The organism is Acidovorax sp. FW305-C-20-28, from assembly GCF_058783375.1.
The window spans coordinates 23949-39134 of sequence record NZ_JBYSYM010000046.1 but is presented as its reverse complement, the minus strand read 5'-3'; the positions used below and the strand labels follow the sequence as shown (position 1 = coordinate 39134).

Sequence of the window (15186 nt, the reverse complement as noted above, 5' to 3'; positions counted from 1 at the left end):
GGGGTCGCCTTTTCTTTGCCTACTTTCTTTTGGCGACGCAAAAGAAAGTAGGTGCGCCGCCGGGCGCACATCCCGGCCTCCGCCCTCAGCAAAAAAACAGAAGCAACCACAGCCACAGATCAGGAAAACTCAAGCCGCCTGATGCAAACGAGGCTCAACGAACGAAGAGCCTTCAAGACGACGCAGCGCCTTGGCAGCCGCCAACACCCCCAGATCAACCAAGGGCTCCAGCAACACCACCGTCATGTACGCAGCGCCAAACGTGGCAATGCTCTCCAGATTCGCAGATCCCACACCCGCACCGTAGATAGCCCAGAAAGCCACCCACATCACGATCCCGCCCTGGTAGGCCACCGACAGCTTGAAGGTCTGCGCATACGTCATGTCCACATACGCCATGCTCTCCGGCACGATGCGCTTGGCCAGCGTCGCCGTGGCGAACAGCGGCACCAGCAGGGTCGTGACGTTCATCCCGTACTGCGGCAGATCCTGCTGCGCAAAGAACACGCTCTGAATCAACAGGCCACCTGCCAGCCCGATGGCGGCTGGCGCAGCACCGAACAGCAGCAACAAGGTCGTGCCCAGAATCAGATGCACTTCGGACACCCCCACCGGGTGGTGCGGAAACAGCTCGAAGAACGCGAACACCAGCGCCGTGGTGAAGATGGAGCGCAACAGCAGGGCCACGGGGCCCTCCTTCTTCACCATGTCCAGCGCGAGCTTGCTGGCGTACAGCAGTGCCGTGGCGCCTGTGGCGTAGCTCAGGAAGATCTTGGTGGTGTCCACCAGTCCGGGTTCGATGTGCATCTCACGACTCCTTGGTTGAAAACAAAACAAAAACAGAAAAGCAAAAAACTCAGCGCGGCAATGCCACCCACTGGCCGAACAATTCATGCACCGCGATGCGGTGGTCGAACACGGCCTCCAGCGCGCGGTGCGTCACCGCCTCGTTGCAGCCGCCCTGGTGCGTGACACGGCCTTTGGCCATGACTACCAGGTCGTCCGCATGCAGGGCCAGCGAGACCTCGTGCAGCACGCTGACCACCGTGGCGCCACCGGCCACCAGGGCACGCACGGTGTGCAGCCAGTCGGTCTGGTGCGGGGGGTCCAGGTTGGCCAGGGGTTCGTCCATCAGCAGCACCTTTGCCTGCACCGCCAGGGCGCGGGCCAGCAGCACGCGCTGGCGTTCGCCGCCCGACAGCTGCGACAAGGGGCGGTCGCGCCAGTCCCAGGCCTGGGTGGTGCGCAGGGCCTGCTCCACGGCGGCATGGTCGGCGGGCGATGGCGGGGCCAGCCAGGGCTGGTGCGGCAGGCGGCCGAGCATGGCCACGTCGTAACTGGTCAGGTCGTCGGCCGAGCCTTCGTTCTGCCCCAGCCAGGAGAGCTGGCGTGCACGTTCGCGCGCCGGCACCTGGGTCAGCATGCGGCCGAGCAGGGCCACCTGGCCGTCGACCTGGCCGCGCGGCAGCAGGCCCGCCAGCACCTTGAGCAGGGTGGACTTGCCAGCGCCGTTGGGGCCGACGATGCTGGTCCAGCGGCCTGCGGGCAGGTGCAGGTCGATGCCGTGCAGCACCTGCACCCCGCCCACGCGCGCGGTGATGTGGTGGGCGCTGAGTGCGATGCCCTTCACAGGCCGCCTCCGTGCGCGGTGCGCCGGTGCATCAGCCACAGCAGGTAGGTGCCACCCAGGGCCGCGGTGAGCACGCCCACGGGCAGCTCCTGTGGCGCCAGCATCCAGCGCGCCAGGATGTCGGCCGCCAGCAGCAGCACCGCGCCCATCAGGCTGGACAAGAGGATGTGCCGCTCGTGCGTGACGCGCACGATGGAGCGCACCAGGTGCGGCGCGGCCAGGCCGACGAAGGCGATGAGCCCGGTCTGCGCCACGGCCGTGCCGGTGGCCAGGGCCATGGCGGCCACCAGCCCAGCGCGCATGGGGCCGAGCGGCAGGCCCAGACTGGCAGCCGTGGCCTCCCCCAGCGTCAGGCCGTCGAGCGCGCGCGCCAGCACCCAGGCCAGCAGCGCGCACAGCGCCCAGGCCGCACCCATCAGGGTGCAGGCGATCCAGCCGACGAAGGCCGTGCTGCCCAGGATGAAGGCCTGCATGGCCTGCAGGATGTCGGGCGAGGCCAGCTCCACCAGGTCGCGCAGGGCGCCCAGCACCACGCCCACGATGACACCGGCCAAGAGCAGGCGCAGCGTGTGCTGCACACCCCGCGCCAACACCAGCGTGAGCACCACGGCCCCGGCCGCGCCCAGAAAGGCCATGCCCGTGATGCCGATGCGCGCGATCCACTGCGCGGCCACGGGCGACACGCCGAACATCGCCATGGCCACCGCGCCGCCCAGGGCCGCGCCCGAGGCACTGCCCAGCAGGTAGGGGTCGGCCAGCGGGTTGCGGAACAGCCCCTGCGCCACGGCGCCGGCCAGGCCCAGCAACGCGCCGGCCAGCCAGGCCCCCAGGGTGCGCGGCAGGCGGATGTCCCAGACGATCTGGCGTGCCACAGGGTCGTCGCCCATGTGCACCAGGCTCTCCAGCCCGGTGCTGCCCACGGCCGTGCCCAGCACCAGCAGCAGCATGCTGGCCAGGGCCAGCCACAGCGCGCACCAGGCGGCGCGGCGCCGGCCGGCGGCCGAGGGGATCAAGGTCTTCCCGGCAGTCATCGCGCTTTCTCGGTCAGGCAGCGCGCCATGATGCGCGCGGCCTCGGCCATGCGCGGGCCGGGGCGCACCACCACCTCGGCATCGCCGGGGCCGAACACGCAGACACGGTTCTCGCGCACGGCGCGCATGGTGGACCAGCCGGGGTACGGCACCATGCTCTGCATGCTGCTGTTGCCGATCATCAGCACGTCGGGGTTCGCGCGCACCACGTACTCGGGGTTCAGGCGCGGAAACGGGCCGAGCGCGCCCGGCACCACGTTGCGCACGCCCAGGCGCGCGAGCGATTCACCGATGAACGACGCCTCGCTGGCCGCATACGGCCCGCGGCTCACCTCGAAGTACACGCGCGTGTTGCGCGCCTTGGGCGGCAGCGACTGGGCCGCCGCCTGCACGGCGGCGTCGATCACACGCCACAGCCGGTCAGCACCCTCGGCCTGGGGCACGCCCAGCACCTGGCCCACCACACCGAGCACGCGGCGCACGTCGGCATGGGTCTTGGGCTCCAGCACCACGACCTTCAGGCCCAGGGCCTCCAGCCGGTCGCTGGCGCGCGAGCTGGCGGCCAGCAGCACCACGTCGGGCTTCACGGCCACGATGGCCTCGATGCTCGGATCGATCCCGCCGCCCAGCTTGGGCAGGCGGGCCACCGACTCGGGCCAGTTGGAATAGCGGTCCACGCCGACCAGGCGGTGGCACTGGTCGAGCTCGCAGACGCTTTCGGTCAGCGAGGGCAGCAGCGAGACGATGCGCTGCGGCGCCTGGGGCAGCGTCACCACGCGGCCCCGGTCGTCCTTGATCTGCACGGGCTCGGCCCGTGCCAGGCCGGCCATCAGCAACAGCAGCACCACGATGATGGCGATCACCCAGAGGATGCGGCGCACGGGGGTCGGCGTCGGCTCCATCAGCGCGGCTCCTTCAGGTAGAGCGGCAGCCCGGCCGCCATCAGGGTCACGCGCGGGCAGGCCGCGGCCACCCGCTGGTTGAGCACGCCCAGTGCATCGACGAAAGCACGCACCTCGCGCCCCAGGGGAATGACCCCCAGGCCGATTTCATTGCCCACCAGGACCACGGGGCCGGGGGCCTGCTGCAAGGCGGCGATGAATGCCTGGCACTGCGCGGCCCAGGCCTGCGCCAGGGCCTCGCGCTCCTGCACGTCCATGCCCTCCACGCCAGCCGGCATGGTCCAGTTGGTGAGCCACAGGGTCAGGCAGTCGACCACCACCAGGGTGCTGGCGCTGCTGCGCTGGCGCAGCGCGCCGGCCAGGTCGCGCGGCTCCTCCAGCGTGGCCAGGCCGGGCACACGCTCGGCCCGCGCGCGCTGGTGGCGCGCGATGCGTTCGCGCATCTCCTCGTCCCAGGGCTGGCCGGTGGCGATCAGCACGGCATCGCGCCCGGGCGCCTGCGCCAGCCAGTCGCGCGCGATCAGCTCGGCGCGGCGCGACTTGCCGCTCTTTTGCCCGCCCAGGATGAGCTCGGTGGTGATGGCGGTGGTGATCGCGCTCATGCGGCAGCCCCCTGCCCGCCCAGCAGGTGCGCGACGGCCGCAGGGGCCGAGGGAAACCAGGCATGGAAGTAGCTCGCATGGATGCTGCCATGGCGGTACAAGGCTTCGCCGGCATCCGGCGCGGGCGCGGTGTCCGGCCGCGAAGTGCGTCCCACCACCTCGGCGGTGCTCTGCGCGGTGGAGTAATGGAAGGTGTGGCCGCGCAGTGTGTGGCCCGCCACTGTGAGCTGCTGCGGGCCCAGGGCGGCCAGGCGCTTTTGCATGGCCACGCGACCAGGCAGCAGGCCCCACAGCGGCTGCGTTGTGCCATCGGCCAGGGTGATCGATTCGAACAGGGACATCATGCCGCCGCATTCTGCCCACAGCGGCTTGCCCGCCGCCACATGGGCGCGCAGGCTGGCCTGCATGGCGGTATTGGCCGCGATGCGCGCCGCATGCAGCTCGGGGTAGCCGCCGGGCAGCCACACGGCATCGCAGGCCGGCAGCGCGGCATCGTGCAATGGCGAGAAGAACACCACCCGTGCCCCCAACTGCGCCAGGCACTGCAGGTTGGCGTCGTAGACAAAACAGAAGGCCGCATCGCGCCCCACGGCCACCGTGCGGCCCGCCAGCAGGGGCGGCACAGGCGTGGACGGCCCCGGCACAGGAAAGTCCACCGCCCAGCGTTGCAGCCCGTCCAGGCCCATCTGGCCCAGCGGTGTGGCAGCCAGCGCGTCGGCTGCGGCATCCAGGCGCGCCAGGGCATCGCCCAGCTCATGCGCGACGACCAGGCCCAGATGGCGCTCGGGCAGCAGTGCGGCCGCTGCCGTGCCGGTGGCACCGCCACCGGGCGCCACGCGCATCAGCGCGCCCATCCAGTCCGCCGCATCCTGCAGGCCATCGCGCAGCATCTGCGCATGGCGTTCCGAGCCCACACGGTTGGCCAGCACGCCGGCCCAGGGCAGGCCCGGGCGGTAGTGGCGCAGGCCGAAGGCCAGCGCGCCAAAGGTGCCGGCCATGGCCGAGGCATCGACCACGGCGAGCACGGGCACGCCAAAGCGCTGCGCCAGGTCGGCCGCACTCGGCGTGCCGTCGAACAGGCCCATCACGCCTTCGATCAAGAGGAGGTCGCTCTCACAGGCTGCCGCGTGCAGGCGCTCGGCGCAATCGGCCTCGCCATTCATCCACAGGTCGAGTTGGTGCACGGGCGCGCCACTGGCGAGCAGGTGCCAGTGCGGGTCGAGAAAGTCCGGGCCGCACTTGAACACCCGCACCCGCCGGCCCTGGCGCGCATGCAGGCGCGCCAGGGCCGCGGTGACGGTGGTCTTGCCCTGGCCCGATGCCGGGGCGGCGATCAATATCGCCGGACAGCGTGCCGGGGTGACCATTCTTGCGGCTTCTCCTCAGCCTTCCCTCTTCTCATCTGCAATGCTTGCCTGTTACTGCGGTGCCCACTTCAGGCCGACAAAGAACGTGCGGCCCGGGGTGGCATAGGTGCGTGCCAGTTCGTAGTGCTTGTCGGCCGCGTTGTCGAGGCGCGCGGTCAGCGTGAAGTCGCGCGCGATGCGGGTGCTGGCATGCAGGTTGAACAGGCTGTAGCCGCCCAGCACGAAGGTATTGGCCACGGTGTCGAAGCGGCGGCCCGAGGCCTGCACCTCGGCGCCCACGGTCCAGCCCGCGATCTGCGTGTCGGCACCCAGGGTGCCATGGCGCTTGGCGCGGCGCGCCAGCATCTTTCCGGTATCGAGGTCGCGCGGGTTCTGCAGGTCCAGCGAGCCGCGCAGCTGCACGCTGCCCAGGCGGTAGGAGCCCGCGAAGGTCACGCCCTTGTACTCGGCGCGTGCCACGTTGGCGTAGCAACCCAGGGTGGACGGGCAGGGTCCCACAGGGCCAAAGACGATCAGGTCCTGCACGCGGTTGCGGTAGGCCGTCACCGAGAAGCTGCTCGATGCCTGGGCCCAGCGCAGGCCCAGCTCGGCGTTGCGGCTGCTCTCGGGGTTCAGGCGGCCCGTGCCGTACTCGCTGAAGCGGTGGTACAGCGTGGGCGCACGGAAGGCCGTGCCCACCGAGGCCGTGGCGCGCCACTGCGGTGCGAAGGTGTAGCCATAGGCCAGGCTGCCCGTGCCCTTGCCGCCGAACTCGCTGTCCGAGTCGTGGCGCACATTGGCCTGCAGCGTATGGCCGCCCGCGGTGTAGCCATAGCCCAGGGCCAGCGCATCCTGCGAGCGCTTGCGGTCGATGGGGGCGTTTTCCAGCCGGTCTTCGCGGCGCTCCAGCGCGGCGGTCACCAGGTGCGGGCCCTGGCGCCATTCGTTCTGGAACAGGTAGCCACGCAGGCGCGTCTCGGTCAGGTAAAACGAAGGTGTGGTCTGGTACTCGTCGCGCGAATCGGTGATCTGCACGCGGGTCTTGTACTGCGGCGTCCACTGCGCCTGCCAGTTCAGGCCCAGGGCATGCAGCTTGTGCTGGTTGCGGTCGTCACGGCCCAGGCCGCTGTCGTAGCCGCTGTCCAGGTCGTTCACGAGCAGCGTGGCTTCGAGCCGGTGCGTGGCATTGATCTGCAGGCCCACGCGGGCGCTGGCCGAGGTGCTCTCGTAGCCGTCGCGGTCGGGGTTCTGCGTGGCCACGGTGCGGGCGTTGAAGCCCTTGCTCTCTTCGCGGGCGATGCCCAAGGCATAGTCGATGGTGCCGCTGGCGCCGCTCACGCCGGCCTCGGCCTTGCGCGTGCCCTGGTTGCCGAAGCCGATGCCCACATAGGGCGCCACACCCTGCTCGCCGCGCTTGGTGAAGATCTGCACCACGCCGCCCATGGCGTCGGAGCCGTAGACCGCGCCGGCCGGGCCGCGCAGCACCTCGATGCGGTCGATCTGCGCGAGCGGGATCGATTCCCATGCCGCGCCGCCGGTGGATTGCGAGTCCATGCGCACGCCGTCGATGTACACCGCCGTGAAGCGCGACTCTGCGCCGCGCAGGAACACGCCCGTGGTCGTGCCAGGGCCGCCGTTGCGCGAGATCTCGATGCCGGGCACGCGCGCCAGCACGTCGGCCAGGCCCGTGGCGCCGCTGGTCTCGATAGTCTCGCGGTCGATCACGGTCACGTCGGCCACCAGATCGGACAGCGGCTGCGGCGTGCGCGTGGCGGTCACCACGGTCTCGGCCAGCGAGGGCGCGCGCAGGTTCTGCGCGAGCAGCACCGGGGCCTTGTCGTTCTGCTGGGCGTGGGCGGCGCAGGCGCCCAGCACGGCCAGGGACACGAGCGCAGGGCGCAGGCACAAGGACCTGGAAACGGACGCAGCAATGCGCGCACGGGGGGTACGGATCTTCATGGGGCGAATCGTCGGCAAGCAAAAACCCGTGCCGGCCTCCCGCCAGCGAAATGGGTGACACGACTGCCTGCACCAGGGCGCAGGCAGCCACCGTGTTGGCCGGTATCCGGGCTGGCGGAGCGCTTCTCAAAGCCTTCCCAGGTGCTTGTTCAAGGCACCCAGTGGCATGGGGATGAAAAGGGAATCGAAAACCGATTCGTCCGCTGACCGTTGCGGGGGCAGCGCAGGCTCGGCGCGCCATGCGTGGCGCCACCTCCCTGCTTCCCGTTGAACTGCAGCATGTGAACCACACCGCGAGCACCAACCCGGTGATTTTACGACCGATTACAACCCGCCGTCCTACAATCGGTGGCTGTATGGCAACAACACCATCGACAACCGACCAGATCGCCGAGCGCGTGGAGCGGCTCCTGGTGCGCCACGCCGAACTGCAGCGCACCAATGCGCTGCTGTCCGAGCAGGTGGCCGCACTCACGCAGGAGCGCGACTCGCTCAAGTCCCGCCTCTCCGCCGCGCGCTCGCGGGTGGATGCCCTGCTCGAGCGCCTGCCCCAAGCCCCTCCCGCGAAAGACGCCGCATGAAGCAAATCGAGGTGCAGATCCTGCAGCAAAGCTACCTGCTCAGTTGCCCCGAGGGGCACGAGAGCCGACTGCTCGATGCCGTGGAGCGTGTGGACACCGCCATGACGCGCATCCGCGATGCCGGCAAGGTGCGTGCCCGCGAACGCATCGCGGTGCTGGCTGCGCTGAACCTCGCTTTCGAGATCGCCGACCGCGAAGCTGCCGACATGGCCGCCGCGGCGGACCATCCCCACCCCGTGCCCATGGCCACGCCCGTGGCGGTGGGCGACGACATTCCGCCGCCACCGCGGCGCATGGGCGTGCAGGAATCTCTGCTGCCCCCCGATGCCGACGAAATCCAGCGCCTGCAGAACCTGGTGCAGCGCCTGGACCAAGCCCTGGGCGACGACGGGCGCCTGCTGTAGACGGCGTCGCGACCCTGCGCTATCAATGGCGTACAGGTCAGAGAATTCTTTACATCGCCGACAGCTTTCAGGGGCTTTCAGAGCCCCTACAATGAGGGTGTCTGCGGTGCCGCCGGGTTTTATATTTCCTTGAACCAATGCTCTCTGAGCACGGGCTTGGTACATCGCCAGGGGAGCGTGATCGTCTCGCGTCAGATGAACCCAACGCCTGGCTGCCCTCGCCCACCTGAACCCCCGGTTCAGGATGACAGGCCCGGTAGCAAATACCGCAGACACCTCTACCCAAAGGCTGCCGGATCACTCCGGCAGCCTTTTTCTTTGCGGCCAGCCATCCGGTATCCTGCAGCGACCATGCGCGCCTGCATTCCCCTTTGCCTTGCCCTGTGCTGCAGCCTGGGCGCATTGCGGGCTCCGCCCGCCGCCGCCCAGGCAGGCAAGGCCGGAACACGCCAGCACGCAAGCCTGTACGACGCCGCCGTTTTCAACGACCGCACAGCCGTCGAAGGCTTTCTGGCACGCGACCCGGCCAGCGTGAACCGGGGCGATGCGGCCGGCTTCACGCCGCTGCACGGCGTGGCCGGCGAAGAGCACACCGGCATGGCCCGCTGGCTCATCGCACGCGGCGCCAACATGAATGCCGCCAACCGCGAAGGCACCACGCCGCTGCACCTGGCGGCATCTCCGGAAATGGCGAAACTGCTGATCGAGGCCGGCGCAGCCCTCGAGGCCCGGGACCTTGGCGGCAACACCCCGCTGCATTCCGCCACCGAGCATCCCGAGATGCAGGACGTGATGGCGCAGTTGCTCCAATCGAAGGCCGACGCGAATGCCCGCAACAAGGCAGGCAAGACCCCGCTGGACATGGCACGGCACGCGACGAGCCTGCGAAGGCAGCCCTGCTCAGGCGCTACGGCGCGCGCCGCGGCAGCCCGCCATAGGTCCCCGTGCAGGCCAGGCGCCACAGGGCGTGCCGCACCAGCGCAGCAAGAGCCCGGGCACTACAATCCCTGCGCCACCCTGCGGTGCGCCTCGCCCCATTCCAACACCCAACCCCTCCCCCATGCTCGACCCCTTCCTGATCGTTGAACTCGGTGTTCTTGGCCTGTGCACGGGCTTTCTCGCGGGGCTGCTGGGCATTGGCGGCGGCATGCTCATGGTGCCCTTTCTCACCTACATCCTGGGGGCGCGCCAGGTGGCGCCCGACCTGGCGGTGAAGATGGCCATTGCCACCTCGATGGCCACCATCGTCTTCACCTCGGTCTCCAGCGTGCGCGCGCACCACAAGCGTGGCGCCGTGCGCTGGGACATCGTGCAGCGCCTGGCACCAGGCATCGTGATCGGCGGCTTTGCAGCCAGCCTCGGGGTGTTCGCGCTGCTCAAGGGTTCATCGCTGGCGATTTTCTTTGCGCTGTTCGTGAGCTTCTCGGCCACGCAGATGTTCCTGGACAAGAAGCCCGCGCCCACGCGCCAGATGCCGGGCACGGCAGGCCAACTGGCGGCTGGCGGCGTGATCGGCTTTCTCTCGGGCCTGGTCGGCGCAGGCGGGGGCTTTGTCAGCGTGCCCTTCATGACCTGGTGCAACGTGGCCATCCACAACGCGGTCGCCACCAGCGCGGCGCTGGGCTTTCCGATTGCACTGGCCAACGTGGTGGGCTACGCCGTGGGCGGACAATCAGTGCAGAACCTGCCGCCGGCCTCGCTGGGCTACATCTGGCTGCCCGGCCTGGCCGTGATCGCGGTGTGCAGCGTGCTCACCGCACCGCTGGGCGCCAAGGCCGCGCACAGCCTGCCGGTCAAGCAGCTCAAGCGCGTGTTCGCCAGCCTGCTCTTCGGCCTGGCCGCCTACATGCTCTACAAGGGCATCACGAGCATCTGACCGCACAGAGCGGCGGGGCGATCCTTCAGTCTTCGGGATCCGAAACGCGCTGAGCCACCACCGGCTGCGGCGCGGGCACGCCAGGCGGCGCCGCCACCGGCCGGCCCAGCAGGCTGCGGAAGTCCTCGGCCGGCAGGCCGGGGGCGCGCAGAAAGCCCTGGTAGTGGTCGCACTGCATCTGCGCAAGCACCGCGCGCTGCACCTCGGTCTCCACGCCCTCGGCCACCACCTCGATGCGCATCGCGCGGCCCATGCTCACGATGGCACTCACGATGGCCCGGTCGCCATCGTCGTCGGGCAGGCCGCGCACGAAGGACTGGTCGATCTTGAGCTTGTGGATGGGCAGCTTCTTGAGGTAGGCCAGGCTCGAATAGCCGGTGCCGAAGTCGTCGATGGCCAGGCTCACGCCCAGGCCGGCCAGCTCGTGCAGGCGCTGCTCCATCTCGGCGGCGTCCTGCAGCAAGATGGTTTCGGTCAGCTCCAGCTCCAGCAAGGTGGGCGGCAGCTGGTGCACGGCCAGCAGGCGCGTGAGCCGCTCCACGAAATCGGGCTGGCGGAATTCGAGCGCCGAGACATTGACCGACACCACGATGGGGTGGCCACCGTGGATCCAGGCTGCAGCCTCGCGCACGGCCTGCTCCATGACCCAGGCACCCAGCGTGACGATGTAGCCCGACTCCTCGGCCAGGGGGATGAACATGCCCGGCGAGACCGCGCCGAATTCCGGGTCGGTCCAGCGGATCAGTGCCTCGGCACCGGTGATGGCACCGGTCTCCATGCTCACCTGGGGCTGGTAGTGCACGGCCATGCGCTGCTCGCCCAGCGCCTGGCGCATGGCATGCTCGAGCTTCATGCGCGAGAGCAGGTTGGCATTCATCTGCGGCTGGTAGAAGCCGTAGCTGCCGCGGCCGCGCTCCTTGACCTGGTACATGGCCGTGTCGGCCTGCTTGATCAGCTCGTCCAGCGTGGCGCCATCCTGCGGGTACAGCGCCATGCCGATGCTGCACTGGATCGAAAAGCCCATGCTGTCCAGCGTGAAGGGGCGCAGCATCTCATCGAGGATGCGCCGCGCCACGCTCTCGGCCACCACGGCATCGCCGCCATGCAGGTAGATCACGAACTCGTCGCCGCCCAGGCGGCACAGCATGTCGGTCTGGCGCAGGCAGGTCTGCAGGCGCTCGGCGACCAGCTGCAGCACGCGGTCGCCAAAGGGATGGCCCAGCGAGTCATTGATGATCTTGAAGCGGTCCAGGTCGAGGAACAGGATGGCAAAGCCGGTATCGCTCTGGCGCGCTCCCTGGATGGCCGTGTCCACGCGCTGCGAGAGCAGCAGGCGGTTGGGCAGGCCGGTGAGCACGTCGCTGTAGGCCAGTTCCTCGATGCGTTTTTGCGCGGCATGCTGCAAGGTGAGATCGCGCATGAAGCCGATGCTCTGCACCAGCCGGTCCTCGTCGTCGCGCAGCGCCACCCACGACAGCTGCACGGCGCAGTAGGCGTCGTTCTCGCGCGGCAGCCACAGCTCGCCCTCCCAGAAACCTTCGTGCGCCCAGCCGGCTTCCACCTGGGCCATGAAGTCGGCATCGGGTCCGCCGCCGAACAGCGAGGCCGCCGCCGCGCCCTCGAAGGAGCGCGCGTTCTTGCCCACCAGGCGCTCGCAACCCGGATTCATGCGCATCAGGCGGTGGTGGCTGTCGGCGATGAAAATCGCGTCCATGCTCGACTCGAACACGCGAGCCGCCAGGCGCAGGCTGGCCTGCACCTCGTGCTGGCGCGTGATGTCGCGAAACGAGTACACCCGACCCACGGCGCGCCCCTGGCTGAACTGGGGTACCGAGCGGCGCTCGATGCTCATGCCATTGCGCAGCCCGATGATGTCGATGCTCTCCTGCATGGGCTCGGCCGTGATGGCGGCCAGCCGCTCCATGTAGAGCGGCACGTCGGCCACCTGGTCGGCCATGTGGGCAAACAAGGCCTCGTCGTCGCGGCGCACGAGCAGCGGGGCCGGCACGTTCCACAGCTGGGCCAGGCGCTGGTTGAAGGCGCGCACGCGGCCGTCCAGGCTGCACACCAGCATGCCGTCGGCGGCCGAATCGAGCGTGGCGCGCAGCTCGGCCAGCAGGGTCTCGAGTTCGCGCTCGGTGGCCTGCTGGTGGCTGCGGTCCACCATGGTCACCAGGAAGGCCGTGCCGCCTTCGAGCCGCGGCACGCGCGTCACGCGCCGCTCCACGGCCACCAGCATGCCCGTGGCATGCAGCACGCTGGTGTGGGAGTGGATGCCGTCGGCCACCACGGCCGCGGGCTGGCTCCAAAACACCATGTCCTGCGGCGTCGCGGCCAGCTGGGTCACCGGCATGTCGTGCATGTCGGCGATGGACAGGCCTGTCAGCTGCTCGGCCGCCTGGTTGGCTGCCAGGATGTGCAGCGTCTTTTCATCGACGAGCCATACCGCCTCCAGCAGACCGTCGATCCACGCCTGCGGCAGCGGCCGGATCACGCTCCACCCTCGTCGGGGACAGCAGCCACGGCACGTTCGAAGAAGTAGCAGATGCGCTTGCGCGGCGACAGGTAGTCGAGCGCCTCGCGCGGCAGCTGGGCGGGCTTGAGGCTGCGGCGGATGCCGAGCTCGGGCACGGTCTCCAGGTCGAGGATGGGCGCCTCGTCCTTGGGCACGCGCGGGTCGTGCACGATGACCTTGGGGCGCAGCGGCCGTGAGGAGTTGACCGAGGCCACAATGGCATAGCGGTCGTTGACCAGCTGCACGATGGAGCCCGGCGGGTACACCCCCATCATGCGGATGAAGGCCCCCAGCACCACGGCATCGAAGCGCGCCTTGTGCTGGGCAAAGATGACGGACAGCGCCTCGTGCGGGGTCAGCCCGCCCATGCCGCTGCCCGGGCTGCACAGGCGGTCGTAGTGGTTGACCAGCGCCAGCACCTGGCCGGGGCGCGAGAGGTCATGCGCCGTGAGCCGCATGGGAAAGCCGCTGCCGTCCACCATCTCATGGTGCTGCGCAATGGCCAGCAGCACCGGCTTGCCCAGGCCCATGCGGCCCGCCAGCGCCACGGACTCGCGCACATGGCCCTCGTAGCGGGTGCGGTCGGGCGCCGGCATGTGGGGCAGTGCGTTCTTGAACGCATCGGGCAGGCGCATCTTGCCCAGATCGTGCAGCAGGGCCGCCACGCCCAGGTCCTGCAGGTCCTCGGCCTTCATGCCCAGGGCCTTGCCCAGCAGCAGGCTGACGACCAGCACGTTCACGGGGTGCAGCGCGCCGGACTCGCCCACGCCTTCGGACAGCAGGCGGATCACCGAATCGCCGTTGTTGAGCAGATCGGTCACGCAGCCGGCCACCAGCAGCTCGCCATCGGTGCGGGCGCGCTCGGGCAGCTCCACCACCAGCTTTTCCAGCTCCACATAGCGCCGCGTGGCTTCACCAAAGCGCTGGTTGCACAGGGCCAGGGCGCGGTTCTGCGCATCCAGCAGCCGGCGGCGGCGGGCGGCGGCCTCGTCCGCCGCGGGGTCCACGGGGGCTGCCAGCGGGGCGGGGGCCGTGGCCTCGCGCACGGCGCCGGGCGCATCGGGCGGCGGTGCATCCTCGGGGCCGCCCACCGGGGGCAGCGGCAGATCACGCAGGTCGGGGTCGCTCTTCTTGGGTACGTAGCGCACCTCGGTCAGCCCCAGCTCGCGCAGGGTGGCGATCTGTTCGGCCGACGCCACCCGGAAGCTGCTCACCGGAAACGGATGGTGCATCCAGCCCAGGTCGAGCTGGATGTACATGCCGATGCGCAGCTGGCGGATATCGATGAGGATGGACGAATTCACTTCAAACGTACGTGAGGAAACACGGCGGCACTTCTGCCACCATTGGTTACACCCATTATCTCCAGTTCTGAAGGCTTGTCTTGCCCTGCCATGCCCCGGGACATTCCCCCTGCACCACGGCTGGCGGGGGCTGCGGCGCGATTTACCTCCTGGTAAAAACCCGGGGGCGGGCTGCGCAGTGAACGGCGTCCCCTGCGGGCCCGGGCCGCACGCCGCATGCGTGCAAGTACGTAGGACACACAAAACAACAGTCCGGCACGCCCCTCAGCGCCGAGGCCACTGTATCACCGGCACCACAGCGAAGGCTTGACGACCAGGTCCATCCACAGCGCCCAGCCCGCCGCCGCGCACAGCAGCCCCCCGGCGATGCGCGTGCCCCAATCGGCCCGTGCCTGGTTGATGCGGCGGCGCAGGCGCCCCCACAACCAGGGCCCGCCCACCAGCCACACCCCGCTGCCCAGGGCGAACAAGGCCATGGTGGCTGCCCCCTGCACCGGCCCGCCGCTGAGTGCCGCCACCAGCAGGGCCGAATAGAGCAGGCCGCAGGGCATCAGCGCCCACAGCAGCCCCGCCGCGCCCACCCCGCCGGCCCCGGCCGTGAGCGGCCGGACGCGCTGCCAGACCGTGCGGCCCAGGTGCTCCACCCAGGCCGGTTGGCGCGCCTGCACCATGAGCAGCACTCCCCAGGCCATCACCGCCAGGTGCAGAAAGGTCCAGGCGGGCTGCAGCGCCGCCGTGCGCTGCGTGAGCCATGCCAGGCTGTCCATGGCCAGCGCCGCCGCAGCGCCCAGGGCCGCATAGCCCGCCACCCGCCCGCCGTGGAAGGCCACCAGCCGACCCAGGGCCGGCGGTGGTGGTTCCAGCGCCAGGCCTGCCGGCCCGGCCCAGCGCACCGCCTGGCCGCTCCCCTGCCCCACCAGCGCCCCACAGGGCGCGGCGCACATGGCCAGGCAGTGCGGGCCGCCAGCCAGGCCCATCACCAAAGCGGTCCAGCCCAGGGCAAACAGCATGAAATCCGCTCCTTTCTACCCAACAC

14 protein-coding genes and 1 riboswitch are annotated in these 15186 nt (G+C 69.7%); of the genes, 4 read left to right on the top strand and 10 right to left on the bottom strand.

Features of this window, described 5'->3' with window-relative positions; translation table 11 throughout:
• Positions 1–129 precede the first annotated feature (129 nt).
• The 7 genes from AC3WOH_RS31860 to AC3WOH_RS31830 are packed head-to-tail and all read right to left on the bottom strand — an operon-like array spanning position 130 to position 7470.
• The gene (locus AC3WOH_RS31860; protein ID WP_492233345.1) at positions 130–807 is read right to left on the bottom strand and encodes an energy-coupling factor ABC transporter permease; all 678 of its coding nucleotides are present in this window, start codon (positions 805–807) and stop codon (positions 130–132) included.
• A 49-nt stretch (positions 808–856) separates the two neighbouring features.
• Entirely contained in the window at positions 857–1630 is a 774-nt protein-coding gene (locus tag AC3WOH_RS31855) for an ABC transporter ATP-binding protein (RefSeq protein ID WP_492233344.1), read from the bottom strand.
• Positions 1627–2661 (bottom strand): FecCD family ABC transporter permease, encoded by a 1035-nt coding sequence (locus AC3WOH_RS31850; protein ID WP_492233343.1) that lies wholly within the window; start codon positions 2659–2661, stop codon positions 1627–1629. The genes AC3WOH_RS31855 and AC3WOH_RS31850 overlap by 4 nt, the downstream gene beginning before the upstream one ends.
• The gene (locus tag AC3WOH_RS31845) at positions 2658–3563 is read right to left on the bottom strand and encodes an ABC transporter substrate-binding protein (protein WP_492233342.1); all 906 of its coding nucleotides are present in this window, start codon (positions 3561–3563) and stop codon (positions 2658–2660) included. Before AC3WOH_RS31845 ends, AC3WOH_RS31850 begins: the two co-directional genes overlap by 4 nt.
• Positions 3563–4165 (bottom strand): bifunctional adenosylcobinamide kinase/adenosylcobinamide-phosphate guanylyltransferase, encoded by a 603-nt coding sequence (locus AC3WOH_RS31840; protein WP_492233341.1) that lies wholly within the window; start codon positions 4163–4165, stop codon positions 3563–3565. The genes AC3WOH_RS31845 and AC3WOH_RS31840 overlap by 1 nt, the downstream gene beginning before the upstream one ends.
• Positions 4162–5532, bottom strand: a complete 1371-nt coding sequence (locus AC3WOH_RS31835) for a cobyrinic acid a,c-diamide synthase CobB (RefSeq protein ID WP_492233340.1) — start codon at positions 5530–5532, stop codon at positions 4162–4164. The genes AC3WOH_RS31840 and AC3WOH_RS31835 overlap by 4 nt, the downstream gene beginning before the upstream one ends.
• Positions 5533–5583: 51 nt before the next feature.
• Positions 5584–7470, bottom strand: coding sequence for a TonB-dependent receptor domain-containing protein (locus tag AC3WOH_RS31830; RefSeq protein WP_492233339.1), 1887 nt, complete (start codon positions 7468–7470; stop codon positions 5584–5586).
• Between the two features lie 80 nt (positions 7471–7550).
• A riboswitch (cobalamin riboswitch) is annotated at positions 7551–7790 on the bottom strand.
• 36 nt (positions 7791–7826) lie between these two features.
• On the opposite strand from AC3WOH_RS31830, the gene AC3WOH_RS31825 reads away from it, so the two are divergent.
• The 4 genes from AC3WOH_RS31825 (at position 7827) to AC3WOH_RS31810 (ending at position 10331) form a co-directional block, all read left to right on the top strand.
• Entirely contained in the window at positions 7827–8051 is a 225-nt protein-coding gene (locus AC3WOH_RS31825) for a hypothetical protein (protein WP_007858570.1), read from the top strand.
• On the top strand, positions 8048–8455 hold the full coding sequence (locus AC3WOH_RS31820; RefSeq protein ID WP_184864245.1) for a cell division protein ZapA: 408 nt from the start codon (positions 8048–8050) through the stop codon (positions 8453–8455). Before AC3WOH_RS31825 ends, AC3WOH_RS31820 begins: the two co-directional genes overlap by 4 nt.
• Before the next feature lie 351 nt (positions 8456–8806).
• Entirely contained in the window at positions 8807–9541 is a 735-nt protein-coding gene (locus AC3WOH_RS31815) for an ankyrin repeat domain-containing protein (protein WP_492233338.1), read from the top strand.
• On the top strand, positions 9516–10331 hold the full coding sequence (locus AC3WOH_RS31810; RefSeq protein ID WP_492233337.1) for a sulfite exporter TauE/SafE family protein: 816 nt from the start codon (positions 9516–9518) through the stop codon (positions 10329–10331). The genes AC3WOH_RS31815 and AC3WOH_RS31810 overlap by 26 nt, the downstream gene beginning before the upstream one ends.
• A 25-nt stretch (positions 10332–10356) precedes the next feature.
• On the opposite strand, the gene AC3WOH_RS31805 is transcribed toward AC3WOH_RS31810, so the two are convergent.
• From AC3WOH_RS31805 to AC3WOH_RS31795, 3 genes are all read right to left on the bottom strand, one after another.
• Positions 10357–12825 carry a putative bifunctional diguanylate cyclase/phosphodiesterase gene (locus AC3WOH_RS31805; protein ID WP_492233336.1) on the bottom strand — a complete coding sequence of 823 codons (2469 nt, stop codon included), beginning with the start codon at positions 12823–12825 and terminating at the stop codon, positions 10357–10359.
• Positions 12822–14150 (bottom strand): cyclic di-GMP phosphodiesterase, encoded by a 1329-nt coding sequence (locus tag AC3WOH_RS31800; protein WP_492233335.1) that lies wholly within the window; start codon positions 14148–14150, stop codon positions 12822–12824. The genes AC3WOH_RS31805 and AC3WOH_RS31800 overlap by 4 nt, the downstream gene beginning before the upstream one ends.
• A gap of 284 nt (positions 14151–14434) precedes the next feature.
• A complete protein-coding gene (locus AC3WOH_RS31795; RefSeq protein ID WP_492233334.1) occupies positions 14435–15160 on the bottom strand; it encodes a sulfite exporter TauE/SafE family protein in 726 nt (241 codons plus the stop codon).
• Positions 15161–15186: the final 26 nt, after the last annotated feature.

What these genes read in the sequence shown, in the direction of transcription:
- AC3WOH_RS31795 (WP_492233334.1), bottom strand. Translation starts at nt 15,160, where the DNA reads ATGCTGTTTGCCCTGGGCTGGACCGCTTTGGTGATGGGCCTGGCTGGC.
- AC3WOH_RS31830 (WP_492233339.1), bottom strand. Translation starts at nt 7,470, where the DNA reads ATGAAGATCCGTACCCCCCGTGCGCGCATTGCTGCGTCCGTTTCCAGG.
- AC3WOH_RS31845 (WP_492233342.1), bottom strand. Translation starts at nt 3,563, where the DNA reads ATGGAGCCGACGCCGACCCCCGTGCGCCGCATCCTCTGGGTGATCGCC.
- AC3WOH_RS31810 (WP_492233337.1), top strand. Translation starts at nt 9,516, where the DNA reads ATGCTCGACCCCTTCCTGATCGTTGAACTCGGTGTTCTTGGCCTGTGC.
- AC3WOH_RS31850 (WP_492233343.1), bottom strand. Translation starts at nt 2,661, where the DNA reads ATGACTGCCGGGAAGACCTTGATCCCCTCGGCCGCCGGCCGGCGCCGC.
- AC3WOH_RS31840 (WP_492233341.1), bottom strand. Translation starts at nt 4,165, where the DNA reads ATGAGCGCGATCACCACCGCCATCACCACCGAGCTCATCCTGGGCGGG.
- AC3WOH_RS31815 (WP_492233338.1), top strand. Translation starts at nt 8,807, where the DNA reads ATGCGCGCCTGCATTCCCCTTTGCCTTGCCCTGTGCTGCAGCCTGGGC.
- AC3WOH_RS31820 (WP_184864245.1), top strand. Translation starts at nt 8,048, where the DNA reads ATGAAGCAAATCGAGGTGCAGATCCTGCAGCAAAGCTACCTGCTCAGT.
- AC3WOH_RS31825 (WP_007858570.1), top strand. Translation starts at nt 7,827, where the DNA reads ATGGCAACAACACCATCGACAACCGACCAGATCGCCGAGCGCGTGGAG.
- AC3WOH_RS31835 (WP_492233340.1), bottom strand. Translation starts at nt 5,532, where the DNA reads ATGGTCACCCCGGCACGCTGTCCGGCGATATTGATCGCCGCCCCGGCA.
- AC3WOH_RS31860 (WP_492233345.1), bottom strand. Translation starts at nt 807, where the DNA reads ATGCACATCGAACCCGGACTGGTGGACACCACCAAGATCTTCCTGAGC.